Origin of the sequence: Saccharothrix carnea (genome assembly GCF_003014735.1) — a bacterium.
GTDB classification, from domain to species: Bacteria; Actinomycetota; Actinomycetes; order Mycobacteriales; family Pseudonocardiaceae; genus Actinosynnema; species Actinosynnema carneum.
Genome location: NZ_PYAX01000004.1, coordinates 584,633 through 609,933, shown reverse-complemented (window position 1 = coordinate 609,933; position 25,301 = coordinate 584,633). Strand labels below are relative to the sequence as shown.

21 protein-coding genes are annotated in these 25,301 nt (G+C 74.0%); 13 read left to right on the top strand and 8 right to left on the bottom strand.

Annotation, left to right across the window (positions count from 1 at the left end):
- Positions 1-51: 51 nt before the first annotated feature.
- Positions 52-2,244, top strand: coding sequence for a M20/M25/M40 family metallo-hydrolase (locus B0I31_RS14350; protein WP_106615831.1), 2,193 nt, complete (start codon positions 52-54; stop codon positions 2,242-2,244).
- Here B0I31_RS14350 and B0I31_RS14345 read toward each other — a convergent pair.
- The 4 genes from B0I31_RS14345 to B0I31_RS14325 all read right to left on the bottom strand — a co-directional run bounded on the left by B0I31_RS14345 (position 2,205) and on the right by B0I31_RS14325 (position 8,172).
- Positions 2,205-3,641: a nitrilase-related carbon-nitrogen hydrolase gene (locus B0I31_RS14345; RefSeq protein WP_106615830.1), complete on the bottom strand. Its 1,437-nt coding sequence runs from the start codon at positions 3,639-3,641 to the stop codon at positions 2,205-2,207. The genes B0I31_RS14350 and B0I31_RS14345 overlap by 40 nt on opposite strands.
- A gap of 772 nt (positions 3,642-4,413) precedes the next feature.
- Positions 4,414-4,998 (bottom strand): dihydrofolate reductase family protein, encoded by a 585-nt coding sequence (locus B0I31_RS14335; protein ID WP_106615829.1) that lies wholly within the window; start codon positions 4,996-4,998, stop codon positions 4,414-4,416.
- Positions 4,999-5,008: 10 nt separating this feature from the next.
- Complete coding sequence (gene manD / locus B0I31_RS14330; protein WP_106615828.1) at positions 5,009-6,238, bottom strand: D-mannonate dehydratase ManD; 1,230 nt, start codon at positions 6,236-6,238, stop codon at positions 5,009-5,011.
- Positions 6,235-8,172 (bottom strand): cellulase family glycosylhydrolase, encoded by a 1,938-nt coding sequence (locus B0I31_RS14325; protein WP_106615827.1) that lies wholly within the window; start codon positions 8,170-8,172, stop codon positions 6,235-6,237. Before B0I31_RS14325 ends, manD begins: the two co-directional genes overlap by 4 nt.
- A gap of 68 nt (positions 8,173-8,240) precedes the next feature.
- Here B0I31_RS14325 and B0I31_RS14320 point away from each other — a divergent pair, with 68 nt between their 5' ends.
- From B0I31_RS14320 to B0I31_RS14310, 3 genes are all read left to right on the top strand, one after another.
- Positions 8,241-9,275: a LacI family DNA-binding transcriptional regulator gene (locus tag B0I31_RS14320; protein ID WP_106615826.1), complete on the top strand. Its 1,035-nt coding sequence runs from the start codon at positions 8,241-8,243 to the stop codon at positions 9,273-9,275.
- Positions 9,276-9,285: 10 nt separating this feature from the next.
- Positions 9,286-10,158 carry an NAD-dependent protein deacetylase gene (locus B0I31_RS14315; RefSeq protein ID WP_106615967.1) on the top strand — a complete coding sequence of 291 codons (873 nt, stop codon included), beginning with the start codon at positions 9,286-9,288 and terminating at the stop codon, positions 10,156-10,158.
- A gap of 241 nt (positions 10,159-10,399) precedes the next feature.
- The gene (locus tag B0I31_RS14310) at positions 10,400-11,311 is read left to right on the top strand and encodes an FG-GAP repeat domain-containing protein (RefSeq protein WP_106615825.1); all 912 of its coding nucleotides are present in this window, start codon (positions 10,400-10,402) and stop codon (positions 11,309-11,311) included.
- A gap of 148 nt (positions 11,312-11,459) precedes the next feature.
- Here the strand turns inward: B0I31_RS14310 and B0I31_RS14305 are convergent, their stop codons facing one another.
- The 4 genes from B0I31_RS14305 to B0I31_RS14290 all read right to left on the bottom strand — a co-directional run bounded on the left by B0I31_RS14305 (position 11,460) and on the right by B0I31_RS14290 (position 15,204).
- Positions 11,460-12,083 (bottom strand): SAM-dependent methyltransferase, encoded by a 624-nt coding sequence (locus B0I31_RS14305; protein ID WP_106615824.1) that lies wholly within the window; start codon positions 12,081-12,083, stop codon positions 11,460-11,462.
- 66 nt (positions 12,084-12,149) lie between these two features.
- Positions 12,150-12,542: a hypothetical protein gene (locus B0I31_RS14300; RefSeq protein WP_146173845.1), complete on the bottom strand. Its 393-nt coding sequence runs from the start codon at positions 12,540-12,542 to the stop codon at positions 12,150-12,152.
- Between the two features lie 38 nt (positions 12,543-12,580).
- On the bottom strand, positions 12,581-14,464 hold the full coding sequence (locus B0I31_RS14295) for a polymorphic toxin-type HINT domain-containing protein (protein WP_106615822.1): 1,884 nt from the start codon (positions 14,462-14,464) through the stop codon (positions 12,581-12,583).
- Positions 14,461-15,204, bottom strand: coding sequence for a sensor domain-containing protein (locus B0I31_RS14290; protein WP_106615821.1), 744 nt, complete (start codon positions 15,202-15,204; stop codon positions 14,461-14,463). The genes B0I31_RS14295 and B0I31_RS14290 overlap by 4 nt, the downstream gene beginning before the upstream one ends.
- A gap of 305 nt (positions 15,205-15,509) precedes the next feature.
- On the opposite strand from B0I31_RS14290, the gene B0I31_RS14285 reads away from it, so the two are divergent.
- The 9 genes from B0I31_RS14285 to B0I31_RS14245 are packed head-to-tail and all read left to right on the top strand — an operon-like array spanning position 15,510 to position 25,277.
- A complete protein-coding gene (locus tag B0I31_RS14285) occupies positions 15,510-16,334 on the top strand; it encodes a hypothetical protein (RefSeq protein ID WP_106615820.1) in 825 nt (274 codons plus the stop codon).
- Positions 16,331-17,284 (top strand): polysaccharide deacetylase family protein, encoded by a 954-nt coding sequence (locus tag B0I31_RS14280; protein WP_106615819.1) that lies wholly within the window; start codon positions 16,331-16,333, stop codon positions 17,282-17,284. Before B0I31_RS14285 ends, B0I31_RS14280 begins: the two co-directional genes overlap by 4 nt.
- Positions 17,281-18,447 (top strand): O-antigen ligase family protein, encoded by a 1,167-nt coding sequence (locus B0I31_RS14275; protein WP_106615966.1) that lies wholly within the window; start codon positions 17,281-17,283, stop codon positions 18,445-18,447. The genes B0I31_RS14280 and B0I31_RS14275 overlap by 4 nt, the downstream gene beginning before the upstream one ends.
- A gap of 1 nt (position 18,448) precedes the next feature.
- On the top strand, positions 18,449-19,492 hold the full coding sequence (locus tag B0I31_RS14270) for a glycosyltransferase (protein WP_106615965.1): 1,044 nt from the start codon (positions 18,449-18,451) through the stop codon (positions 19,490-19,492).
- Entirely contained in the window at positions 19,492-20,403 is a 912-nt protein-coding gene (locus B0I31_RS14265; protein WP_146173844.1) for a YveK family protein, read from the top strand. Before B0I31_RS14270 ends, B0I31_RS14265 begins: the two co-directional genes overlap by 1 nt.
- Positions 20,397-21,659, top strand: coding sequence for a glycosyltransferase 87 family protein (locus B0I31_RS14260; protein WP_245949892.1), 1,263 nt, complete (start codon positions 20,397-20,399; stop codon positions 21,657-21,659). Before B0I31_RS14265 ends, B0I31_RS14260 begins: the two co-directional genes overlap by 7 nt.
- Positions 21,656-23,062 carry an oligosaccharide flippase family protein gene (locus tag B0I31_RS14255; RefSeq protein WP_245949890.1) on the top strand — a complete coding sequence of 469 codons (1,407 nt, stop codon included), beginning with the start codon at positions 21,656-21,658 and terminating at the stop codon, positions 23,060-23,062. Before B0I31_RS14260 ends, B0I31_RS14255 begins: the two co-directional genes overlap by 4 nt.
- An 11-nt stretch (positions 23,063-23,073) precedes the next feature.
- Positions 23,074-24,147, top strand: a complete 1,074-nt coding sequence (locus B0I31_RS14250; protein ID WP_245949889.1) for a glycosyltransferase — start codon at positions 23,074-23,076, stop codon at positions 24,145-24,147.
- On the top strand, positions 24,144-25,277 hold the full coding sequence (locus B0I31_RS14245; RefSeq protein WP_106615817.1) for a glycosyltransferase family 4 protein: 1,134 nt from the start codon (positions 24,144-24,146) through the stop codon (positions 25,275-25,277). The genes B0I31_RS14250 and B0I31_RS14245 overlap by 4 nt, the downstream gene beginning before the upstream one ends.
- Positions 25,278-25,301 lie beyond the last annotated feature (24 nt).

Here is a 25,301-nt window from a genome sequence, read left to right as displayed (position 1 = left end):
CCGGGCCCCGAGGCGGTGTCGATCGGGTTTCCGCCGGGTTAGGGTCTGCGGATGATCCGTCGGGTGTCGGCCCTGCTCACGGTGATCGCAGGGGTGGGTGCGCTGGCCGTGCTGGCGTTCCGGCCGCCCGCGCCGGTGGTCGACGCGCCGCCGGGGGAGTTCGCCGCCGGACGTGCCGAACAGCACCTGACGGCCATCGCCCAACGACCCCACCCGATCGGCTCGGCGGACAGCGAACGCGTCCGCGACTACCTCGTCGCCACCGCTCGAGCCCTCGGCGCCGAGGTGGCGGTGGAGTCCGACGACGTCGTCGTGCCGTGGCGGGGCGTGGCCCGGGTGGCCACCCCGCACAACGTCGTGGCACGCGTGCGCGGCACGGATCCGGCGCTGAGCGGCGGCAAGGCGTTGCTGCTGGTCGCGCACTACGACTCGGTGCCCACCGGCCCCGGTGCGGCCGACGACGGCGCGGCGGTCGCGGCGATGCTGGAGACGTTGCGCGCGGTCACGACCGGTGCGGTGGGCAACGACGTGGTGTTCCTGTTCACCGACGGCGAGGAGGCCGGGACGCTCGGCGCCGAAGCGTACGTGCGGCGCAACGGGGTGGACGGCGTCGGCGCGGTGCTGAACTGGGAGGCGCGGGGGAGCGGCGGACCGGTGTGGATGTTCCAGACCGGTGCCGACAACGCGCCGTTCGTGTCGGCGTTCGGTGCGGCGAGCAGCAGGCCGATCGCGAACTCGTTCGCCTACGAGGTCTACCGGCGGATGCCGAACTACAGCGACTTCACCGTGTTCCAGGAGGCGGGCGCACGGGGGTTGAACAGCGCGTTCATCGAGCACGTGCACGACTACCACTCGCCTTACGACGACCTGGAGCGGTTGGACCGGGGCAGCCTGCAGCACCACGGCGAGACGATGGTCGGGCTGGTGCGGGCGTTGGGCGACCGCGACCTGCGTGCCGGTGGCGGTGACGCCGTGTACTTCGACCTGTTCTCCCGGCTGCTGGTGCACTACCCGACGTGGCTCGCGGTGGTGCTGGCCGCGGTGACGGTGGCGGCGTTGGTGTCGCTGCTGGTCCTGGGTGTCCGGAGTGGACGTTCGCGGTGGCGGGGCGTGCTCGCGGTGGCCGGGGTGGCGGTCGGCGCGGTGGTCGTGGCGGGCGCGTTGTCGTTCGGGGTGTGGACGCTGGTGGCGGCGGTGCGGCCGGGGCTGGGGTTCCTGGCGCTGTCCGAGCCGCACGAGCGGGGCTGGTTCGTCGCCGGGTTCTGCGTGCTGGGGTTGGCGGTGCTGCTCGCCGCGGCCCGGGTCGTGCGCCGGTGGTCGTCGTCGGACGTGGTCGCCGGGGTGCTGGTCGTGACGGCCGTGCTGCTGGTGGCCGCGACGGTGGCCGTGCCGGGCGCCGGGTTCCTGTTCCAGTGGACGCTGCTGTTCGGCCTGCCCGCGTTGTGGACGACCCGGGCGGCGTTCCTCCCGGCGCTGGTGGCGGCGGCGATCTTCCCGCCGTTGGTCGGCACGATGACGGTGGCGCTGGGCATGCCGTTGAGTGCGGTGGCCGTGGTGTTCGCGGTGCTGGCGGGCATCTTGCTGCTGCCGCTGCTCACGGCGTTCCGCTCGTGGACGCCGACCCTGGCCGTGATGGCGGTAGCGGTGGCCCTGATCGCCGCGGGGACCGTGCGGTTCGGCTTCGCGCCGGACGAGCCGCGTCCCGATTCGCTGATCTACCTGCAGGACGCGGGCGGTGCGAGCTGGCTCTCCGCCGACCCCGAACCCGACGAGTGGACGTCCCGCGTGCTGGGCGGTAACCCGGAACGGGTGACGTTGCCGTACCCGATGCCGAACGGCCCGCTGATGCGCGCCGCCGCACCCGCCCTGAACCTCCCCGCGCCCACGGCAACCCTGGTCGGCTCCGCGGACGCTGCCGTGCGGACCGTGACGTTCCGCGTCACGCCGACCGCGCGGGCGTGGCGGACGCACGTGACGCTGTCCGACCAGGGCCTGCGGGGCTGCCGCCTCGGCGCGACGGACCTCCCCGGCTCGACCTTCGAGCTGTACGGGTCGTCGAGCCGCGAGATCACGTGCGACCTGGCCCCCGGCACGCCGCTGGAACTGGCCGTGACCGACCACTGGCCCGGCCTGCCCACCGAAGCGGCGTCCCTGGTCGGGCCGCGCCCACCCGACACGATGCCGGTCCAATCCGGCAACCGCCCCTACGACGCCGCCGTGGTGCGTGCCGCGTTCCGGTTCTGAGGTCGGCCCGGGCGGGTGACGACCCGGTAGCGGACCAGGACCGTCACGACGAAGCCCACGCACAGCCACGCGAACCAGTCCCCCAGTCGCGCGTACGGGGTGGGCCCGTCACCGGTCGGCACGTCGGCGACCACCGTGGTGAAGGGCGCCGGGCCGCCGGTGCTCGCCTCGGCCACCACCCGACCGCGGGCGTCGGCCGCCATCAGCCGCGTGGACCGACCGCTCCACGCCACCGCCACCCCGTGCTCGACACCGCGCAGCAACGCGGTGCGGCTGCGCTGCCGGCCGTTGTCCTGCTCGTCGGACGCCGGGACGGCCAGCAGTCGTGCGCCCGCCATCGCGTAGTCCGCGGTGGGGTCGCGGTGGTCGACGTCCCCGCACACCACGACACCGGTCGTGCCGAGGAGCGTGAGGTCGTGCCCCGGAGGGCTGACCCTGTCGTGGTGCTCGAGGTAGCGCACGGGCTCGGCGCCGGAAGCCGGGAACGTCAAGGCGTAGTTGTACTTCTCGCCGTCCGTCCACTGCGCGAAGCCGACCACGATGTCGATGCCCCGCGCGCGGGCGAGCGCGGTCATCGTGTCGACCAGTAGCGCGGGCCGGGCCTCGTGCGCGCCGAACGCGGCTTCCGGCAGCACCGCGACCGCGACGCCGTCCGGCAGTGCCTCGACCTCGCGCGCGTATGCGGCCACGAGCTCGGTTCCGGCCGGTGTGCCCAGGTCGGTGACCCAGCCGTGGTGGTTGCTCGCCACCAGTGCGACGCGCCGCGTCGGTCCGTCGTCCAGGGCCAGCCGCACGCCGCCGTTGATCAGCACCACCGCGAGCACTGTCGCGGCGACTGCGGCGATCCGCGCGTCACGCTTGATCAGTGCCGCGGCGACCGCGACCGGCAGGAAGAGGACCAGGTACTCGACGCCCCAGGCGCCCGTGATCGCGGCGGTCTGCACGATCAGCGGCACGTCGGCCTGCGTGGTCGCCAAGGTGCCCATGATGCCCGTGGGGTTGACCGAGGCCACGCCGAACAGGACCGCGACCCAGGCGGCCGGTGCGGTCGTCACGGCGAGGAGCGTGCGGCCGTTGACGAGCAGCGCCCGGAACAGCGTGACCGCGAGGGCGAAGGTCGCCGCCAGACCGACCGTGACGGCGACACCCCACGGCCACAGCGGCAGGTCGTGGGAGTGGGCGAGGAACGGCCGGCTGTTGGTCAGGCCCAGCAGGCACGAGCCGAACGCGAGGCAGGCGGCGGCGCGGCCGGACGTGCGTGGGGCGGTGAGGAGGAGGGGGAGCGGCGCGAGCCAGGTCATCGCGGCGACCGGCGACAGACCCGTGCCGAGCTGGAAGAGGGCGGTCGAGCACAACGCCGCCAGGGCCAGCAGGGTGCGGTTACGTGACGAGTCCATTGAGGACCCTTCCCGTGGTGCGCTTGCACAGCGCCCGGAAGTCGTTCTCGGACACGGTCGTCCGGCCGCCCGGGTAGACCTGGACCAGCCCCACGACCGGAGTGGTGATGGCCAACGTGACCTCCAGCGGGTCGTCGTGGAACGGCAGGCGTGTGCCGGAGTCCGGATGGGGCCGGGCTGTGTGCCAGGCGCGGCGGTGCGGTGCGTGCGTGCCGTCGTTGTGGCGCTGCGGCGGCGCGCGGGCCAGCGTGCAGGGGTGCGGCGGCGCGCGGGCCAGCGTGCAGGGGGTGCGGCGGCGGGGAGTGCGTGCTGGGGCGGGGGTTGGGCGCGGCGGCGCGGCGGGTGCGTGCTGGGCGCGGCGGCGCGGCGGGTGCGTGCTGGGGCGCGGAGGTACGGGGGTGCCTGCTGGAATGCGGCGGCGCGGGAGTGCGTGCTGGGGCGCGGTGGCGCAGGGGTGCGGCGGTGCGTGCTGGGCGCGGGGGTGCGTGGTGGGGCGGTGTCGTGTGGCGGGCGGAGGGTGCGGCTGCGTGGGGCGGTCTCGCGGCCTGGTGTCGGGCGGGCGGAGGGTGCGGGGCGTGGGTGCGGTGGGTGAAGGGCGCGCGTGTGGCGAGCGGTGGGCGAGTGTGGGCGGTGCGGTGCGGTGCGGGGTCGGAGGCGAGGGTGGGCGGTGTGGGTGGGCGGTGCGGTGTGTGGGCGGTCGGGGGTGGTCGGGCTTCCGCTGGTTTTCAACCGAGGTGGGGTAACGGTGTTTCCGTACATTGTTGGGCGATGTTCACCCGATGGTGTGAGTAGTGGGGGTGCGGACCTGGTGGCGGAGGAGGACGACGCCGTTGCCGAAGGTCCTCGTCTCGACCAGGTCCAAGTCGGTCTTCGCCTCCTCCGGGGTGAGCCACGGCCGACCCTGGCCGAGCAGGACCGGGTGGACGTAGAGGCGGTACTCGTCGATCAGGCCCAGGCGGCGGAAGGTGGTGGCCAGGTCGGGGCCGCCGACGACGAGGTCACCGCGCGCCGACGCCTTCAGCGCCAGCACCTCCTCCCGCACCACCGACCGCACGAGCGTCGCGTTCGGCCCCACCGACTTCGACGTCCGCGAGTACACGACCTTCGGCATCCCCCGCCAGATCCGCGCGAACTCCACCGTGGGCCCGGACGCGGCGGGGTCCTGGTCGGCAGTCGGCCAGTACTCCTCCATCAACTCGTACGTGCGCCGCCCCTCCAGGAACGCGCCCATCACCGCCAGCTTCGCGTTCATGTGCGAGTGCAGCTCGTCGTCCACCAAGTGCCAGTCGATCGACCCGTCCACGCCCTCGAAGAAGCCGTCCAACGACACCGAGAGCCACAACACGATCCTCCGCACCGCGCCCGCCTCACCAGTCGTGGAGTGTGCCGTCCGCCAGCCGGTTCACCGGCAGGTACGCGGCACGGTAGGGGAATCGGCCCGCCGCGTCCACGTCCAGCTCCACCCCCAGCCCCGGCGAGTCGGACGGGTGCAGCAGACCGTCCACGAACGTGTAAGACGTCCGGAACACCTCCAGCGTCTCCGCGGTGTGCGGCATGTACTCCTGGATGCCGAAGTTGTGCACGGCCAGGTCGAGGTGCAGCGCGGCGGCCATGCCGACCGGCGAGATGTCGGTCGGCCCGTGCATCCCCGACTTGACCCCGTACACCGCGGCGAAGTCCAGCACCTTCTTCAACGCCGTCACCCCGCCCGTGTGGGTGACCGCCGAACGCACGTAGTCGATCAACCGCTCGCTCAGCAACGTCGTGTAGTCGTGAATGGAGTTGAACACCTCGCCGATCGCCAACGGCGTGGTGGTGTGCTGCCTGATCAGCCGCAACGCCGCCTGGTCCTCGCCGGGCGTGGCGTCCTCCAACCAGAACAGGTCGTACGGCTCCAGCGCCTTCCCCAATCGCGCCGCCTCGATCGGGGTCATCCGGTGGTGGCCGTCGTGCAGCAGTGGCAACGCCGGCCCGAACTCCGACCGCACCGCCTCGAACACCGAGGGCACGTGCCGCAGGTAGGCCCGCGTGTCCCAGCTCTCCTCCACCGGCAACGCCGTGGGCCGCGCCGGCTCGTAGTCGTACCGGTCACCGCCGCCGGCCGCCGACGCCGCCACCCCGTACACCGTGTCCAGTCCCGGAATCCCGGTCTGCACCCGGATCGCCCGGAACCCGCGCTCCAGGTGCGCCCGGATCGAGTCGAACAGCTCCGGCAGGTCACGCCCGGACGCGTGCCCGTACGCCAACGCGCCGACCCGGCACGCCCCGCCGAGCAACTGGTACAGCGGCATCCCCGCCGCCCGCGCCTTGATGTCCCACAGAGCCGTGTCGACGGCGGCGATCGCGGCCATCGTCACCGGGCCGCGCCGCCAGTACGCGCCCCGGTACAGGTACTGCCAGGTGTCCTCGATCGCCGACGCGTCCCGCCCCACCAGCAGCGGCACGACGTGCTCGCGCAGGTACGCCTCCACCGCCAGCTCACGTCCGTTGAGCGTCGCGTCACCCAGACCGGTGATCCCGTCCTCCGTGGTGATCCGCAGCGTGACGAAGTTCCGCCCCGGGCACGTCACCACGACCTCCACCGCCGCGATCCTCACGCCACGACCTCCCCGACCAGCACGCCGAACGCACCCAGCTCCACCGCGTCCAGCGGCGAGCCGTCCAACCCCACCAACGATCCACCGGCCACCAGCGGCGTCACCACGACAGGTGACGCGTGCTGGCTGACGAACCACGCGAACACCCGCCCGTCGACGGTGTGCTCCATCAATCCCGTCATCACCAACGGGTCGTCCACCCGCACCCGAGGCGGCACGCCGGCCTCGAGAGCCAGCGCCGCGTACAGCCGCCACGTCGGTTCCGGGTTCACCCGGGGCGTCCGCGCGGCCATGTGCTCCACCGGGTACGTGCACAGCACCACCCACCCGTCACCCACCCGGTGGCGCAGCAACGCGGGCCGCCCGTGCCCGTCCACCGCCAGCACCTCCGCGCCATCGGGCACCACCGGCAGGAACGCCCGCGACTCGGCCGTCCCGCCGACCCGGAACTCCAGTTCCTCCCCGGCCGCGATGCCACCGAAGTCCCGCACGAACACCATCCGCACCAGGTCGTCCTCGATCGGGTCGACCAACCCGTACCGCAGCTGCTTCACCACGCCGAACGTCTCGTCCAGCTTCGGCCACCACGGTCCGCGCTGCGTCCGGTGCTCCCCGACGAAGTACGACGCGTACACCACCGCACCCGCCGCGGCACGCTCCACCAGCGCCCGCCACGTCGGCGCGGTGAGCTGCTTCACCGAAGGCACCAGGTACAGCGCGCAGTCGTCCGGCACGCCGTCCAGCTCGCGCGCCACCCCCACCGGCAGGTCCGCCTCCCGTGCCGCGATGTAGGCCTGCCGCGCGTGGTCCGCCACGCTCGTCGCGTCCTCGGGCTGCGTGAACGGGTACCGCGCCTCCAGGAACGACGACACCAGCAGCGCGATCCGCGTGTCCGGCCGCCGCAACCGCGCGAAGTCCGTGCGCCGCAACACTTCCGTGAACGCGCGCACCTCCCGCAGCTGCGCCTTCGGCCGTCCCGCCGAGTCCGTCAGCCCGAAGTGCATCTCGAACGGGTGGTGCCGGTACGGCTCCTGGTCGGCCAGGTCGTCGTAGTCGGTGTTGTTCCACGGTATCCAGCCGGTCGCGCCGGCCAGCAACGTCGTGTGCAGCACCTGCCGGTAGTAGTGCGCGGCGTTCTCCTCCGACACGTAGTCCGACGTCACGCCGAACTCCTCCAGGACCACCGGCTTGCCGCCGAGGTCGAGCAGCTCGCAGACGAACGCCGCGCCGAGGTGCAGCCGCAGCTGGTCGTCCTCCATCCGGTACACGTGCGGCCCGTGGAAGTCGATCAGCGGTGTCAGGTCGCGGACCCGGAAACCGTTGTCCAGGCCGGTGATCTCCACGCCCCACGCGCCGTCGCCCACCGACACCGGCTGGGTCGCGCCCGCCGCGCGGACCTCGCCGATCAACGCCGCCGCCCACGCCGTCACCGCGTCCGCGTCCAGCGTGCCGATGCCGCGCGACCGCCAGTCGGCGTAGATCGGGATCTCGTTGCTCAGCAGCCACCCCGCCACGGCCGGGTGGTCCTTCCACCGGCCGGTCAGCTCGCGCACGTACCAGCGCTGCCGGTCCAGGAACGACTCGTCGGTGAAGATGTCCCGGCCGTCGCGCCAGGCGGGGTCCCAGTTCTGGCCGGACATGTGCCCGACCACGAACGTGGGGATCGTCCGCATCCCCAAGGCGAGGTGCCGGTCGAGGAAGTCGTCGTACCGGGCCAGCAGCACCGGGTCCAGGGAGTCCTCGGTCGGCATGAAGTCCGGCCAGAAGAAGAAGCTGCGGGTCAGGCCGATCCCGTGCTCGCGCATCACCCGCAGTTCCTCGTCCACCACGGACGGGTCGTAGTGGCGCCACATCAGCGGGCCGCCGGTCCGCGACCAGAAGTTGACCCCCACCCAGATGTCGGGGCCGGTGAGCTTGGCGGAGTTGCGCTGCATGGCACAGGTATATCGTTTAACCATCGGTCTGTCGAGGCACCGGGGACGGACGGTGTAACGTTTACCGAGTGGTGAGCCGCAAGCCGACGATCGCCGACGTCGCCGCCCTCGCGGGTGTGTCGGTGGCGGCCGTGTCGAAGGTCGTCAACGGCAAGGGCGGCATCTCCGCGCCCACCCGCGAACGCGTCCTCACCGCCGCGAGCAAGCTCCGGTGGACCCCGTCCGCCGCCGCCGTCGCCCTGCGCTCGGCGAAGACCCGCGCCATCGGCATGGTCGCCAAGCGGTCGCCGGACCTGCTCAGCGCCGACCCGCACTTCACCCTGCTGATCTCCGGCCTGGAGAGCGAGCTGTCCCCCCTCGGCTACGGCCTGCTGCTGCACATCGTCGGCGAGGAGCCCAGCGCCGAGGAGGCCGCCTACCGCAGGCTCGCCGACGAACGCCGGGTCGACGGCGTCGTGCTCACCGAGAGCCGGATCGGCGACACCCGGTTCGAGCTGCTGCGGACCTTGGGCGTGAACGCCGTGCTGATCGGCACGCCGTGGCGCGCAGACCCGGTGCCCTCGGTGCAGGCCACCTGCCTCGACCACGGCATCCGCGCCGCCGTCGACCACCTCGTCGACCACGGCCACCGGCGCGTCGCCTACGTGTCCGGCCCCGAGGACCGCGTCCACACCGTCTACCGGCGGCGGGTGTTCGAGGACGCGTTGGCCGCGCACGACCTCGCCCCGAGCCACTCGGTCGTGTCCGACTTCACCGCCGCCGGCGCGGTCGAGGCGATCGGCGGGCTGCTGGCGGACCGCCGCCGCCCCACCGCCGTGCTGTTCGCCAACGACTCCATGGCCGTGGCCGGGATGAGCGCGGCCCGCCGGCTCGGCGTGGACGTGCCCGGCGAGCTGTCCGTGATCGGCCACGACGACCTGCCGCTCGGCGAACTCGTCTACCCGCAGCTCACCACCGTGCGCCAGGACCTGGTCGGGCTCGGACGCGCGGCGGCCCGGGTGCTGCTGGCGTCCCTGGGCGAGGTCGAGGGCGCTGCGGTCGACGTCCGCCCGCCCGAGATGGTGGTCCGCGAGTCCACGGGTCCGGCGCCCGGCCGCACGTAAAGTGGACGGCATGCGCACACGGCCGACGCTGAGCTGGACGCCGACCGGTGCGCCGTTGCCGCGCACCACCAGCCTGGACGAGGTCGTGCGGGTGGTCGCCGAGGGCCGGGTGCTGGTGCTCAGCGGCGCCGGGCTGTCCACCGAGTCCGGCATCCCGGACTACCGGGGCGCGTCGGGCAGCCTGCGCAAGCACACCCCGATGACCTACGACGAGTTCGTCGGCAGCGCCGAGGGCAGGCGCCGGTACTGGGCGCGCAGCCACCTCGGCTGGCGGACCATCGCCCGCGCCGCGCCCAACACCGGGCACCACGCCGTGGCCGAGCTGCACGCCCGCGGCCACCTGTCCGGCGTCATCACGCAGAACGTCGACGGCCTGCACCAGGCCGCCGGCACGCCCGACGTGGTCGAGCTGCACGGCGGCCTGGACCGGGTGACCTGCCTGGACTGCGGCGCGGTGAGCGCCCGCGAGGACCTCGACCGCCGGTTCCGCGCCGCCAACCCGGGGTTCGAGGCCACCGCCACCCGGATCAACCCCGATGGCGACGTGGACCTGCCCGAGCACGCGGTGCGGTCGTTCCGGCTGGTCGGCTGCGCCGCCTGCGGCACCGGCGTGCTCAAGCCGGACGTGGTGTTCTTCGGCGAGAACGTCCCCCGGCCCCGCGTGCAGCGGTGCTACCGGCTGGTGGACTCCGCCGACGCCCTGCTCGTCCTCGGCTCCTCGCTGACCGTCATGTCGGGCCTGCGGTTCGTCCGCCACGCCGCCACCGCCGGCAAACCGGTCCTGATCGTCAACCAGGGCGAGACCAGGGGCGACATCCACGCCACCGTGCGCGTCGACCTGCCCCTGGGCCAGGCCCTGACCTCCCTGCTCGACCGGCTCTGACCTCACGCGGCGCACGGAAGGGGAGATCCGGGACTTCTGCCGTGAACGCCCGTCCTGGTGCCCTGCGCCCGGGCAGGGGTGCGGACGTGGCTGCCGGCTGAACCGGGGTTGATGCGACCGCCACGGTGCGACTGCGATCCACGGCGGTACCGACCGCCCACGACCTTTCCTAGGCTCGATTGCGGGGACGTCACCGAAGTGGTGTAGGTCTTCGTCGCCGCTAGACCCTCTGGAGGGTGCCATGGCGAGAACGCGCGGACCCGGCTTGTTGCTCGTCGCGATGCTCGTCGCCGCGGTACCGGCGGCCATCTCGCCGGCTCCGGTGGCCGCCATGGCGTCGCCCGGCCCGGCCGGGGCGCAGACGGCCGGCAGGTTCACGTTCGGCGGCATCGGCTATTGGGACGCCGACGGGAACCCCGACATCATCGCCGAGGAGGTCGCGACCGGGGACGTCTGGATGTTCCCAGGGAATGGCAGGGGACTCGTCGGCCAAGCGGTCAGGATCGGCAACGGCTGGGGTTGCTGCACGATCGCGGGCATCGGCGACTGGAACGGCGACGTTTACGAGGACATCGTCGGCCGCAACGACACCACCGGGGAAGTGACGCTGTACCGGGGGACGGGCAAAGGTGGGTACCCGCCGTGGCCGTACACGCAGCTGCACCGCCCGACGCCGGAGACGCTCGATTCCGAGTACGTCGACGTGGCGGATTGGAACCACGACCACGTGGACGACCTCATCCGTGTGAACCTGCGCAACCGCGCCCTGATGGCGTACCGGGGAAACGGCGGCGTCCTCAACCTGCACGACGAGTTCTGGCTCGGCACCGAATTCTGGGACTCGACGTTCGCCGGTGTCGCGGACTGGGACCACGACGGGTACCACGACTTCATCGTCCGGGACGACACGAACGGCGACCTGTGGCTGTACCCGGGCTACGACCAGTACCGACCACCACCCGTCGCGTCCCGGGTCAGGATCGGCGCCTGGTGGCACGGGTTCACCTTCGTCGACGTGGCGGACTGGGACCACGACGGCCACCAAGACATCGTCGCCCGCCTCGACTCGACGGGTGTCCTGTGGTTCTACCCGGGCAACAGCACTCGCACCTACATCGGCGGCTCCAGGGTGGCGGTCGGCTACAACTTCTGATCCGGGAGCCGACGCGTTCCGCCGGTCACCCCACAGCCCATCCGGACAGGCTTGCGCCGGTCCGGTCACGGCGATCGGCGGGCTCCCCGATGTCGGCGCCGGTAGGCGGTTCTGCGCGACGCCGCCTCTGCCCCGGCGCCGACCGCGGCTAACCCCGCCGGAGCCGCAGCACGATGTCGACCCGCGTGCCGTGCTCGCCCTCTCGGCCGGTGATCTCCCGCTCGACCGACTCGTCCACCTCCACGACCCACCCCTTGCCCAGGTCCAGCGACGCCAGCACGTCGGCGTTGGTCGGGAACACGTAGTCCACCGGAGGGTTGTCGCGCAGCCACGTCGGCCAGCCCGCGTGCCCCACGACCAGCAGCACGCCGCCCGGTGCGACCGCTTCCGCAGCCCGCGCCAGGATGCCCTCCCGCTCACCGTCCGCGGCCACCGACGAGTGCAGGAACTGGGCCGAGACCAGGTCGAACACGCCGGTCGGGAACGAGCGCGCCAAGTCGTGGCGCTGCCAGTCGATGCGCGCGGCCACGCCCAGTTCGGTGGCCCGGGCCGCGCCCCTGGCCAGGGCGACCGTGGACACGTCGACCGCGGTCACCTGCCAGCCCTGCTCGGCCAGCCACAACGCGTCACCGCCCTCGCCGCAGCCCAGGTCCAGCGCGGTGCCCGGCGCCAGGTGGGCGACCTCGCGCACCAGCAGCTCGTTGGCCTTGCCGGTCCACACCTGGTCCCGGTCGCGGTAGAAGGTCTCCCAGTACTCCTCGGTTGCGTTCATGCCACCGATCCTGCGGACTACCCCGGCGGATCAGCAAAGAAAGTTGCCGATCCGGCAACACGCAGGTCAGGCTTCGCCCACCTTCACCGCCGTCTCGTGCACGCCGACGTCCTCGCGGTCCACGCGCCACCCGGCGGCGGCGAGCACGTCCGCCAGCGCACCCAGCATCGACTCCAGGGCCGCGGCGGCGAGGTCGACCGCGCGGTCCGGCGTGCCGGGCAGCATCAACGACGCCTGCAGCGCCTCACGTCCCGGGTTCCACGTGACGAACACACCGGGCGCGCCGTCGACCAGCGGGTCGTAGAACACGACCACGTGAGCCGCCGGCGACGGCACCCCGCGCGTGACGTCACCACCCGCGAACACCGGCAGGCCGACGAACCGCAGGTCGGCCTCGACCGCGGCGGCGACGCGCGCGAACCCGGCCTCCCGCTCCGCCTCCACTCGCTCGAGGGACATCTCCCGCCTCTCCACAGGCCGACAGTCTGCCAAGCCGGCTACCGCAAGCCCCGCCGCGCCTTCTCCCGCGCGATCTGGTCGGCGAGGATCACCGTCCAGCTGTTGTTGAACGCGCGCCCCTTCACCGTGTGCGGCGACAGGTAAGGGATCGTGTAGGTGATCACCGCGCCGTTGACCCGGTCGTCCTCCTCCAGCAGGAACCGGCAGAAGTCCGGGCACGGCGCCCGTTCGCTGTACAGGCGCAGCACCACGTCGTCGGGCCGCAGCTTCCACACGATCCTGGCCTCCGCGTGCCGCTCCCCGGCCAGCCCGGAACTGACCTCGGTCTCGATCCGCGTGCTGCCGTCCGGCGACCTGACCTCGGCGACCGCGACGTTGCGTCGGGCGTCCCACAGCCCGGACGCGAGCCGCTTCTCGAACGCGATCGTGCTCAGCTCGTCGCTCGCGACGTCGACCTGCGCGCAGTCGAGGTTGTGCACCAGGACGGCGATCGGCCCGGCGAGGACGTAGTAGGTGTGGAAGTCGGCGACCGCGAGGTTGTGCACGGTCGGCGCCGCGGGCCGGGTTTCGTTGCGGGCGACCGAAACGCCCGCCTCGGCACCGGGCGGCGCGGCCAGGCCCTGACCCGGGCGCAGGGCGGCGGCGGGGAACCAGGACCGCCGGTCGGGGTCCCAGAACGGGTGACCCGGGGTGGTGGTGAGCGTCCCGGTGCGCGACCCGTCGGTGACGTCGACCCGGGTCAGGTGCTCCCAGCCCGTGCCGGTGATGTGCGCCAGCACGGGTTTCACCGCGGTGCGGCCGGTGGCGGTGTCGGTCGCGCGGACGTGGTCGCCGGGCCGGACGTGCTCGATGGGACGGGTGGTGCCGTCGCCGAGCAGGACGGGCGTGCCGGGCGCGAAGCTGTTGCGGGCGGGGCACCGGTCGGGCGGCGCGGGGACGGCGACCGGCTCGACCTCGTCCACGGTGATCTTCGTGCCGCCGACGACGGCGGTCGCCCGGCCGCCGCGTTCGACCGCCTCGCGGAACGCGGTCTGGGCCGGTGTGGGCGCCGCCGTCACCGGGTAGAGCGCCGTGCGGTTGCCATCGGGCTTGGCGACGGACCCGGCGAACGCGCCGAGCAGCTCCAACCCCGCCGCCTGGTCCGGGGTGAGCCCGTCCACCGCGTCCGGCGTGAGCACCGCGGTGAACGGCCGCTTGTCCACCGTCACGCCGTTGTCGCGCGCGTAGGCGTCCAACGCGTCGGCACGCGTCCCGCCGGCCACCGGGTCGCCACCGTCCAAGCCCGGCGCGCGGTCCACGACGCGCGGTGGCCGGACCGCGTCGCCTCCCGACACCGTGGGCGGAGTGGCGAGCTGCCCGAGCAGGGACTGGAGCACGGATGCCATTTGGCTCAGCAACCGCTGCCGCTCCGCGACCAGCTCGGCCCGTTCCCGGTCGAGGCCGCGCTTCTGCTCGTCCAGGCGCCGCTGCTGGTCCTTGATCGCGTCGCCCTCGCTCGCGATCGCCTGCACCTCGGCCAGCAGCTGCTGCTTGGTCGAGTTCAGCGCGGTGGCCTGGGCGTTCAGCGCGTCGGCGACCGGTGGCGGCGCTCCGTTGGGGTACCCGGCGACGGTGGCGTTGTGCGAGGCGATCTGGCGTGAGTTCTCGTCCAGCCGGGACAGCACACCGCGCGACCGCTCGTTGTAGGAGCTGACCCGCCCGTCCAGTGCGGCCCGCCGGTCGGCGAGCTCGGCCTCCCGCTTCGGCCACGACTCGATCCGCGCGCCCAGCTCGGTGATCCGGGCGTTCAACGACGAGGAGTAGTCGCTGCCGGGGCTGAGCGGACCGGGCGCGACGGTATCGGCGAGCGACACGCCGGGAAACGCCAGGACCGCGACCACGGCCAGGCACACGGCCCGCCGCGCCACCCCGCGCCCGATCACGACCCCACCCGGGCCACGACCCGGTCGGCGATCTCGGTCGCCGCCCGCTTCCCGTCACCGGCCTGGCACACCGCGACCTGGACGACCACGTCGTCCACCACCCGCACCCGGCGGTGGCACGCCCACGCGTCACCGGTCTGCTGCACCGCCGTCCACGCCACGGCGTCGGAGGTCCGCGCGTCCACCGCGTAGAACCACTTCGGCGAGGTGTGCTCGTCACTCCCGACCCGCACGGCGGACCGGCACTCGGTGACGCCGGTGCCGAGCGTCCGGAACACTGCCTCGGCCCGTCCCCGATCGGGGTACCGGGCCACCACCTGGGTCACCACGTGGTCGGCGACGGCCTCGGACTCCTGGTGCGCCACCGCCCAGAACGCGGTCCACCCGTCGCCGTACACCGACCGCGTCATCGGACCGACCACCGCCGCGCACTCCGCCGGCTCGGCCCTCAACGCGGGCGGCGGTTCGCTCACGCCCTCCTCCGACCGCAGCGCGGTGCCCACGATCGCGCTCACCTCGTCCGCCGGGAGCACACCGGCCTGCAGCGTGCCGGGAACCAGCCGTGCCGCGTCGGGCCACACGAGGACACCGCCGACCACCAGCGCCAGGCACCCCGCGACCGCCACCACGACCCACCGGCGTCTCTTCGTCGCGAACGGCCACGACACCGCCCGGCCCCACCTCGATCGGCGAGCCTCCCCGGTGGGCAGGGCGAATTCCCGGGTGTCCGGTTCAGCCACGGGTCCTCCGTCAGGTCACGGGACGCGGCACGGGCGCGGAGCACCGCCATGATCGTGGCGGTCACCCGAGGCTCCCACGACAGCCCGACGCCCTGACCGTAAATGGGCGGAGAGACGGAGAGTGCCCGCGACACCGCGAAAAATCGTTCCGTAGTCGACGGGTTCCCTCGATCGGGTAATCGCCTATCGCTCGAACGAGTCGAGGTTTTTCGGGTTCTACGCTGCCGTTCCGATATCCGGATCACACCGACCGCATTCGCGCGCCGGCTGTCTCCACGGGTTGTTGTCTCCCTGGGAAGGGTCGCGTGACTGGTTACCTCGAACTCGCCGCGTCCGCGGTGCTGTACGCGCTGGGCATCGTCGCCCAGTCGATCGCCTCCCGGCGCGCCGAGGGAGGTGTCGGCGGGCTCGGGCTGCTCGCCCGGCTCGCCCGCGACCGGCTCTACCTGCTCGGCTTCGCGGGCCAGGTGGGCGGGTTCGCGCTGGCGTTCCTGGCCCGCGCCGAACTGCCGCTCTACCTCGTGCAGGCCGGGTCGTCGTGCGCGGTCGGGCTGGCCACCCTGTTCGGCATCGCCGTGCTCGGCTGGCGCGTCCGCGCGATCGAGGTCGTGGTGCTCGTGGTGATGGCGGCCGGGCTGGTGCTGCTCGTCGCGGCGGCCACCCCGTCCGCCGCGCACGACGTGCCCCAAGGGCTCGGGATCGTCCTGTTCGGACTCCCGGTCGTCGCGCTCGTGCTGGTCCAGCGCCGGGTCGGCGGCGTCGTGCCGCTGGCCGCGGCCGCGGGGCTGGCGTTCGCCGTGGTCGCCATGACCAGCCGCACCCTCGCCGACGAACCGCTGCCCACCCTCCCGCTGTACCCGCTGGCGTGGCTGATGATCGTCGCCGCGCTGGTCGGCCAGTCCTACCTCGCGCTGGCCCTGCGCCGCGGCTCGGCCACCTCGACCGTGGCCACCATGGACGCCACCACCGTCGTGCTCACCTCGATCGTCGGCATCGCCGCCCTCGGCGACCGGATCAGCCCCGGCCGCGAGTGGTGGGTGGCGCTCGGCGTCGCGCTCGTCGTGTCCGGCGTGCTCCTGCTCGGCTACGCCGACCGCTTCACCAAGGCGCCGGCGGAGGTGGCCCGGTGAGCACCGCCAGCGTCTCCCTCGACCTCGACAACCTCTGGGCCTACCTCAAGACCCACGGCGACCCCGAGTGGGAACGCCGGCCCAGCTACCTGCGCACCGCCGTGCCGCGCCTGCTGGAGGTCTTCGGCACGCACGGCCTCACCACCACCGTGTTCGTCGTCGGCGCGGACGCCGAACGCGACGACGGCGCACAGGCCGTCGCCGACATCACCGCCGCCGGGCACGAGGTCGGCAACCACTCCTACCACCACGAACCCTGGCTGCACCGCTACACCCGCGACCGGCTCGAAGCCGAGCTCGCCCGCACCGAGGACGCCCTCGTCGCGGCGGGCGCGCCCCGGCCGACCGGTTTCCGCGGCCCCGGCTACAGCGTCACCCAAGACCTGCTGGAACTGCTCGCCGAACGCGGCTACCGCTACGACGCCAGCACCCTGCCCACCTGGATCGGACCCCTCGCCCGCGCCTACCACAACCGCACCGCGCCCAGCGGCGGCGAACGCGACCTGTTCGGCGGCTTCGCCCGCGTCCGCGCGCCGAACGCCGCCTACCGCTGGCGGGTCGGCACGGGCCTGGTCGAGCTGCCGGTCACCACCATGCCGCTGCTGCGCGTCCCGATCCACGGCTCCTACCTGCTCCAACTGCACCAGCTCTCACCGCGGCTGGCCCGTGCGTACTTCAGCGCGGCGTTGCGCTTGTGCCGGGCGCGGTGCGTGCAGCCGTCGCTGCTGCTGCACCCCACCGACGTGCTCGGCGCGGCCGAGGCGCCCGGCCTGGAGTTCTTCCCCGGCATGGCGGTGCCCGGCGCGCGGAAGGTCGAGTTCCTGGGCTGGGTGCTCGGCGCGCTGCGCGACCACCACTTCGACGTGATCGGCACCGGCGCGCACGTCGACCGGCTCGACGCGGGCCTGCGCGAGCACGACACGGGCCTGCTGGCGCGGTGCGGCGGATGACCTCGCTGGTGCGTGGCCTGACGTGCGCGACGGTGTTCGTCGCGCCACTGGAGGGCTACCTCCTGCAGGTCCACGGCCACCTGGCCAAGGTGCCGCCCGCGCTGCTGGTCCTCACCTGGGCCGTGCTGCGGGCGCGGCACCGCCGGGCACCCGAGCCGCACCCCGCGCACCTGGTCCTCGCCGCGCTCGCCGTCGTGCTGCTGGCGTCCTGGGCGTCGCACGCGGGCGGCGCGTACACGGCGGCCTACGCCCTGCGCTGGCTGCCGTTCCTGCTGGTCACGGTCGTGCTGATCGACGTCGTCTCGCGGGAGGTGCCGATCCGCGCCGTGCTCGCCGCGACCGTGGCCGGAGCCGTGCTGGCCGCCGTAGGCGCGCTGCACGGCATGGTCACCGAAGGGCAGACGCGGGCCGCCGGGCCGCTGGAGGACCCGAACGACCTGGCCTACTTCCTGGTCGCCGCACTGCCGCTGCTGCTCGCGACCCGGCGCCGCGTGCTGCCCGCCGCGGCGGCCGTGGTCCTCGTCGCGGGCGCGGCGGCGACGTTCTCCCGGGGCGGCGCGCTCGCCCTCACCGCCGCCGTCGCCTGGCTGCTGGCCCGCCGCGCGCTGCCGCTCAAGGCGTTGGCGGGCGGGGTGGCGGCGCTGGCCGTGCTCGGCGTGGCCGCCGTCCTGCTCGCCGGACCGGAACTCGACCGGGCGCTGCGGGAGAAGTCCCACGTCGCCGGGACCAACGTGGACACCCGCGAGCTGCGCTGGCAGGCCGCCGCGCGCATGGTCGCCGACCACCCCGCCCTCGGCGTCGGGCCCGGCGGGTTCCGCGCGGGCTACCCCGCCGCCTCGAACAACGCCGAGATCGACGAGCAGACCCCGGTGGCGCACAACATGTACCTGGAGGTCGCCGCCGAACTCGGCGTGCCCGGCTTCGCGCTGTTCGCCGCGCTGCTCGCGCTCACCGCGGTCGTCAGCGAACGCGTGCGCCGAACGACTCCCGACCCGGTGCCGATCCTCGCCGTGCAGGCGTCCCTGATCGCGGTCGTGGTCGCCTCCACCTTCCTGTCCCAGCAGTACTACCTGCCGTTGTGGTCGCTGGTCGCGGTCGTGGCCGCGGCCGACCTGCGTCTGAGGAGAGCGAGCGACGTTGCGTGTGCTCCACGTGATCAGTGAGATGGGAACCGGTGGCGCCGAAGCGCTCGTCGCCGGGATGGCCAGGTCGGGCTCGCAGTTCGGCTGGCAGTCCGCGGTGGCCAGCGGCGGCGGGCACCGGGCCGAGGCGTTGCGCGCGTGCGGCGTGCCGACGTTCACCGTGCCGGTCGCCCGGCGCAAGGCGACCGGCGTGCTGCGCGCGACCACCGCCACCAAGGCCGCGATCCGCAGCTTCCGGCCGCAGGTCGTGCTGGCGCACAACGTGTCGGCCAGCCTGGTCGCGCGGCTGGCCGTGCTGCCGCGCCGGCTGCCGCTGCTGACCGTGTTCCACGGCGTCGCGGAAACCGACTACACCGACGCGGCCCGCATCCTCAAACGCACCTCGCGCACGGTCGTCGCGGTCGCCGACGCCACGGCCGACCGGCTGCGGGCCGCCGGCGTGCCCGACCCGGTGGTGATCCCGAACGCGGTGTTCCCGCAACCCGAACGGGTGGACCGGGCCGCGGTGCGCGCGGTGCACGGCGTCGCCCGGGACGTGCCGGTGGCGTTGTGCCCGGCCCGGCTGGAACCGCAGAAGCGGCACGACGTGCTGCTGGAGGCGTGGGCGAAGCTCGACGGCGACGCGGTGCTGTGGCTGGCCGGCGACGGCAGCCTCCGCGACGCGCTGCGGCTGCGTGCCGCCGAACTGGGCATCGCCGACCGGGTCCGGTTCCTGGGCAACCGCTGCGACGTGCCCGACCTGCTGGCCGCCGCCGACGTCACCGTGCTCACCAGCGACTGGGAGGGCATGCCGATCGCGGTGCTGGAGTCGCTGGCCGCCGGGCGTCCCGTGGTGGCGACCGACGTGGACGGTGTGCGGCAGGCGCTGGCCGGTGGTGGCGGCGTGGTGGTGCCGCGCCGCGACCCGGGCGCGACGGCCGAGGCGTTGCGGTCGCTGCTGTTCGACCCGCGGGCACGCGCCGACCTGGCCGAGGAGGGCCTCGCGTCCGTGCGGCGCGAGCACGACCCGCGTCTGCTGATGCGGTCCTACGACGAACTGCTGCGCACCGCGATCGGAGCGTCATGATGGACCTGAGCGTGTTGCGGGACCTGCGCGTCCCAACCGTCCTGAAGCGACCTTTGGCGCTCAGCCTCGGGATCGCGCTGCTCGTCGGGACCGCCGTGGTGGTCGCCGTCGAGGTGGCGGGCAAGGAGTACGAGAGCCGCGTCGGCGTGCTCGCGGTGCCTACAGCGGGCGAGCCCGACCAGCCGCCCGAGGCGAGCTTCGGCGAGGTCGTCGCCTTGTCGCTGCCCGCGCTGGTCGAGGTCGCCCGGACCCCGACCGTGCTGCGCGCGACGGCCGACGAGCTGGGCACCACGACCGACGACCTGGCCGGCCGCGTGTCCGTGGAACTGGTGCCCGCCTCCGGCCTGGCCAGGCTGTCGGTGCGCGCCGAGACCGCGGACCGGGCCGCGCAGGCCGCGACGCGGATCGCGCAGACCGTGGTGGAGGCCGACCTGCTCGCGCCCGTCGCCCGGCTGCGGCTGCTCGACCGGCCCGAGACCACGCAGGTCGCGCCGGACCGGCCGCTGGCGTACGGGCTGGCGCTGATCGCCGGGGTGCTGGCGGGCCTGGCCGCGCACGCGGTCGGCCACCTGCGCCGGACCCGGCCCCGTGACCGGGTGCGCGCCGCGCTCATCGCCGGCGGCGTCCGGCACCCGGTGGCCGTGCTGCCGGACGACGAACCCGACCTGGCGCAGCGGTTGGCGCTGCTGTGCGAGGCGTCGGCACGGCCCGCGCGCGTGGTGGCCGTCGTGCCGGGGCTGGCCGACCGCGCCGAGGACCTGGCCGCCGAACTGCCGGACAAGACCGGTGAACCCGCCGATGGCGACGCGGTGATCGCCGTCGTCGCGGGCGGCGGGCCGCAGGACGAGCTGGCGACCGTCGTCGGCGCGCTGCCGTCCGCGTCGACCCTGGTGGCGGTGGTGACGTGCTGAAGACCGTCGCGGTGAAGGACAAGGTGCGGCTGCTGACCGCGCTGGTGGCGGTGGTCGGCGCCGTGGCGGCGTGGCGCGCGCTGCGGCCGTCGTGGCAGGTGCCGCTGCCGACGTGGGCCACCCTGCCCGAGGAACGCCTGCAGGACTTCCGGGACGCGCTGTACTTCCCGGTCCGCGAGTTCCTGGCGGGCGGCAACCCGTACCACCCGGCGGCCATGTTCGAGCACTGGCCGGTGCGGCAGGCGTTCAACCTCTACCAGCCCTACCACCTGCTGCTGCACGCGCCGTTCGCGCTGCCGGAGTACCGGGTCGGCGCGGTGGCGTTCACCTTGGCGTCCCTGGTGCTGCTGATCACCCTGGCACTGCTCGCGGCCGGACGGCTGCGCCCGCACGTGCCGTTGGCGCTGGGCACGGCGGTGATCGCGACCCTGCTGGTGCTCAGCCAGGTGGGCAAGGCGCAGCTGTACGTCGGCCAGGTGAACCCGCTGATCGCGGTCGGCGCCGCGGGCGCGTTGCTGGCCAGGCGGGACGCGCCGAAGTGGGCGGCGGTCGCGTTGGCGCTGGCGTGGCTCAAGCCGCAGTTCGGCCTGCCGCTCGCGGTGCTGCTGTTCGTGCGCGGGTCGCAGCGCGTGGCGTTGACCGGCACGGCGATCGCGGCGGCGGCCAGCCTGGTCGTGGTGGTGCCGCTGGTGCTGCGCGGCGGCGGTGTGCGTCCGTTCCTGGACGTGATCGCGGCGAACCTGGCGCACGCCGGTGAGACGGCGTACGGCGCGGTGGACTCGATGACGGCGCAGCGAGTCGACCTCGCGGCCGTGCTCTACCGCGTCACGGGCTGGCTGCCGGGCGGCGCGGAACCGCTGGCGCTGGTCGGTGTGCTGGTGGCGAGCGCGGTGCTGGTGCGCCGGCTGGACCGGATGGGCCAGCCCGCCGCGGCGGACCTGCTGACGTGCCTGGCGGTGGTGGCCGCGATGGTCCACCAGCCGGGTGACGTGCTGATCGCCGTGCCGTCGCTCGTCGCGGTCGGTGTCGTGTGGTGGCAACGCCGATGCGAACGGGACTGGCGGCTGGGGTTGGCCGCGCTGCTGCTCCTGATCCCCTTCGCGCACCTGCACTTCATCAGCCAGGCCGTCCGGGCGGTGTCGGGCGCGCGGGTCGACGTGACCGTCGACGGCGTCGCCGTCGTGGTGGCGTGGGTGCTGGCGGCCGTGTTCGCGGCCACCCGCCGCTGCTCGGCAGTCGGCACGGTCCGGACGTGACACCGATCGGGCAGCGGGCCGTGCGGGGCTCGCTGTGGTTGTTCGGGGTCAACCTGGTCAGCAAGGGCAGCCAGATGGCCGTCACGCTGGTGCTGGCCGCCTTCCTCACCGAGGAGGGGCTGGGGCTGGTCGCGCTGGCCGTGGCGCTGGTGAACATCGGCCAGGTCGTCCAGTCGATGGGCGTGTACGACGTGGTCAGCCGGACCGACCGCGACCCGCGCCGGATGGCGGGCACGCTGCTCGTGCTCAGCGCGGGCGCCGGGGTGGTGCTGGCGTCGGTGCTGGTGCTCGCGGCGGACGGCATCGCGCACGCGTTGGACGCGCCCTCGGCCGCGCCGCTGGTGCGGCTGGCGGCGGTGAGCCTGCCGTTCTCGGCGGTCGCCGGCGTGCAGATGGGGTTGCTGCACCGCGAACTGGACTTCCGCCGGCGGATGCTGCCCGACGCCGGTGGCGCGCTGCTCGGCGCGGCGGTGACGATCGCGCTCGCGGTGACCGGCGCCGGACCGTACTCGCTGGTGATCGGCCTGCTGTGCACGGCGGTCGCGCAACCGGTGCTCGGCGTGGTGGTCGGCGTGCGGGTGCGGCCGGTGTGGGACGCGGAGGCGGCGGCCGAGGCGTCGCGGTGGATCGCGGTGGTCGGACCGGGCGCGCTGGTGGCCGTGCTGCTGATCAACGTGGACTACCTGGCGATCGCCCGGGTGCACGGCCCGGAGGCGGTCGGCGTGTACTCGCTGGCGTACCGGATCGCGTGGGTGCCGTACATCCTGGTCGCGGTGGTGCTCGGCGGGGTGGTGCTGCCCTTGTGCGCCAAGCTGGTCCGGGCCGGTGAGGGACTGTCCGAAGTGGTCGGGCGGTTCACCTCGGCGGTGCTGGCGGTGACCGGCGCCCTGTACGCGGTGACGGCGGTACTGGCCGACCGGGTCGTGGTGTTCGGCGCGCGGTGGGCGGAGGCGGCCGTGCCGCTGGCCCTGCTGTGCCTGTACGGCCTGGGGATCAGCCTGCTGCACGTCTGGTACCAGGTCCTCAAGGCCGCCGGGCACGCCCGCCGCTACCTCGCGCTGGAGGTCACCCACCTGGTGCTGCTGGTCGGCGGGCTGCTGCTGTTCACCCGGCACGGCGTGGTGGCGGTCGCGCTGGTCCAGCTCACGGCGGCGTGGCTGGTGGTGCCGTGCACCTGGTGGGCGTTGGCGCGCCGGGGGATAGGGCCGCCGTTGGCCGCGCTCGCCCGCGGTGCCGTGGGCGTGGTCGCGGCGGCGGGGTGCGGCGCGGCGGTGGCGTTCGGAGTCGGTGACGTGTTCGGGCCGCCCGGTTCGGTGGTGGCCGCGCTCGGTGAAGGGGTCGTGGTGGCGGTGGTGTGCGGCGTGGTCGTGCTGGCGGCGAACCGGGAGGTGGTGCGCCGGTGAGGGTGGTGCACGTGAGCCAGCCCGTGACGGCGGGCGTGGCGGCGGTGGTGGTGGACCTGGCCCGTGCGCAACGGGACCTCGGGTGGTCGGTGACCGTGGTGTGCCCGCCGGGGCCGCTCGCCGACCGGGCGGGTGAGCTCGGCGTCGAGGTGCGCACCTGGCACGCTCGCCGGCACCCCGGGCCGGGGACGGTGGCCGAAGTGGTGCGGCTGCGGCGCGTGCTGCGCGGGCTCGCGCCGGACATCGTGCACCTGCACAGCTCCAAGGCCGGGCTGGTCGGGCGGCTGGTGGTGCGCGGACGGCGGCCCACGCTGTTCCAACCGCACATGTGGTCGTTCCAGAGCGCCACCGGGCCGGTGGGACGTGCCGCCAAGGCTTGGGAGCGGTTGGCGGCGCGGTGGACGCACCAGCTCGTGTGCGTGAGCGACGACGAGCTGGCCGCCGGGCGTGCCGCCGGGGTGGGCGGTCCGGCGGAGGTCGTGTGCAACGGCGTGGACGTCGAGCGGTTCCGGCCCGACGACCGGGTCGCCGCGCGGTGGCGGCTCGGGCTGCCGGACGTGCCCACGGCGGTGTGCGTCGGCCGGCTGGTGCCGTACAAGGGGCAGGACCAGCTGCTCGCGGCGTGGCCCGCGGTGCGGGCGCAGGTGCCCGACGCGCGGCTGGTGATCGTCGGTGACGGCCCGATGGCCGAGCGGTGGCGGGCGTCCTGCGACGACGAGTCGGTGCGCTGGTGGGGGCACGACGACTCGGTCGCCGACTTCTACGCCGCCGCGGACGTGGTCGTGCTGCCGTCCCGGGAGGAGGGGATGGCGCTGGTGCCGTTGGAGGCGATGGCGTGCGGGCGGTCCGTGGTGGCGTTCGACGTCAGCGGCGTGCGGCAGAGCGTCGGCGAGGCGGGGGCGGTGCTGCCCGCCGGTGACGTCGCGGGGCTGGCCGAGGCGGTCGCGGTGCGGCTCGCCGACCCGTCCGCGGCCGACCTGGAGGGCGCGCACGGCCGGCGGCGGGTCGAGCTGCTGTTCGACCGGCGGCAGGTGGCCGACCAGGTCGCCACCCTCATCGACAAGCTCCTGGTCGGTGCCCGGTGAACCGGCGGCCTCGGGTCGCGTACGTGCTGACCCAGGACAGCGGGGGACCGGTGGACGTCACGGTGCGGCTGGCGCGGGCGCTGATCGCGTCCGGCGAGGCGGACGTGCGGGTGTTCGGGCCGGTGCCGCGGCGGGGCGCGGAGGCGTTGGCCGGGCACCACGAGCAGGTGGAGGTGGGCGACAAGGCCGACGTGCGGGCCGGGCGGCGGGCGCGGGCGGCGGTGCGGGCGTGGCGGCCGGACGTGGTGCACGCGCAGGACCGGCGGGCCGGGCTGGTCAGCGCCGGGTTGCGGTGGCGGCACAAGGTGGTCCAGACCTACCACGGGGTGCCGGACGACGTGCGGGAGGACTGGTTCCGGGGCGTGCCGCGGGCGGCGGCGCCGTCGCCCTACACGCGGACCGTGCTGGCGGCGGACGCCGTGGTGGCGCGGACCGTGCACCGCACGGTGGTGCCCGCGCAGGCGATGGGCCGGTTCCTGGCGTCGCGGCTGAAGGTGCCCGCGGGCCGGTTGGCGCACATCGACAACTGCGTGGAACCGGTGCACGTGCAGCCGCCGACCGGGCCGGTGCGGCGGCTGGTGTTCGTCGGGTTGCTGGTGGAGCGCAAGGGGTTGGCGACGTTGCTGGCGGCGTTGGCGCTGCCGGGCGTGATGCCCGCGGACGCCACGTTGACCGTGGTGGGTGACGGGCCGGAGCGGGTGAGGGCCGAGGCGTTGGCGCGGGCGCTGGGCGGGCGGGTCGCGTTCCTGGGTTTCCGGGCCGACGTGCCGGACCTGTTGCGGCACCACGACGCCCTCGTGCTGCCGTCCACGATGGAACAGCAGCCGCTGGTGGTGGCCGAGGCGATGGCGGCGGGCAAGCCCGTGGTCGCGACGGACACCGGCGGGGTGGCCGACATGCTCGGTGACGCGGGCTGGGGTGGCACGGGTGCGGGCGGCGCGCTGGCCGCGCCGGGTGACGTCGACCAGCTCGCCGCCCGGCTGCGCGGGCTGTTCGCCGAACCCGACCCGGCCAGGATCGGGCTGTCGCTGGCGGAACGGGCACGGGAGCGGTTCGCGCCAAACGTGTGCGCCCGCCGCCACCTCACCCTCTACCGCGAACTCCTGGGCTGGACCCCGACGCCGACCTAGGCCACGACCGGAATCGCCGGCCGG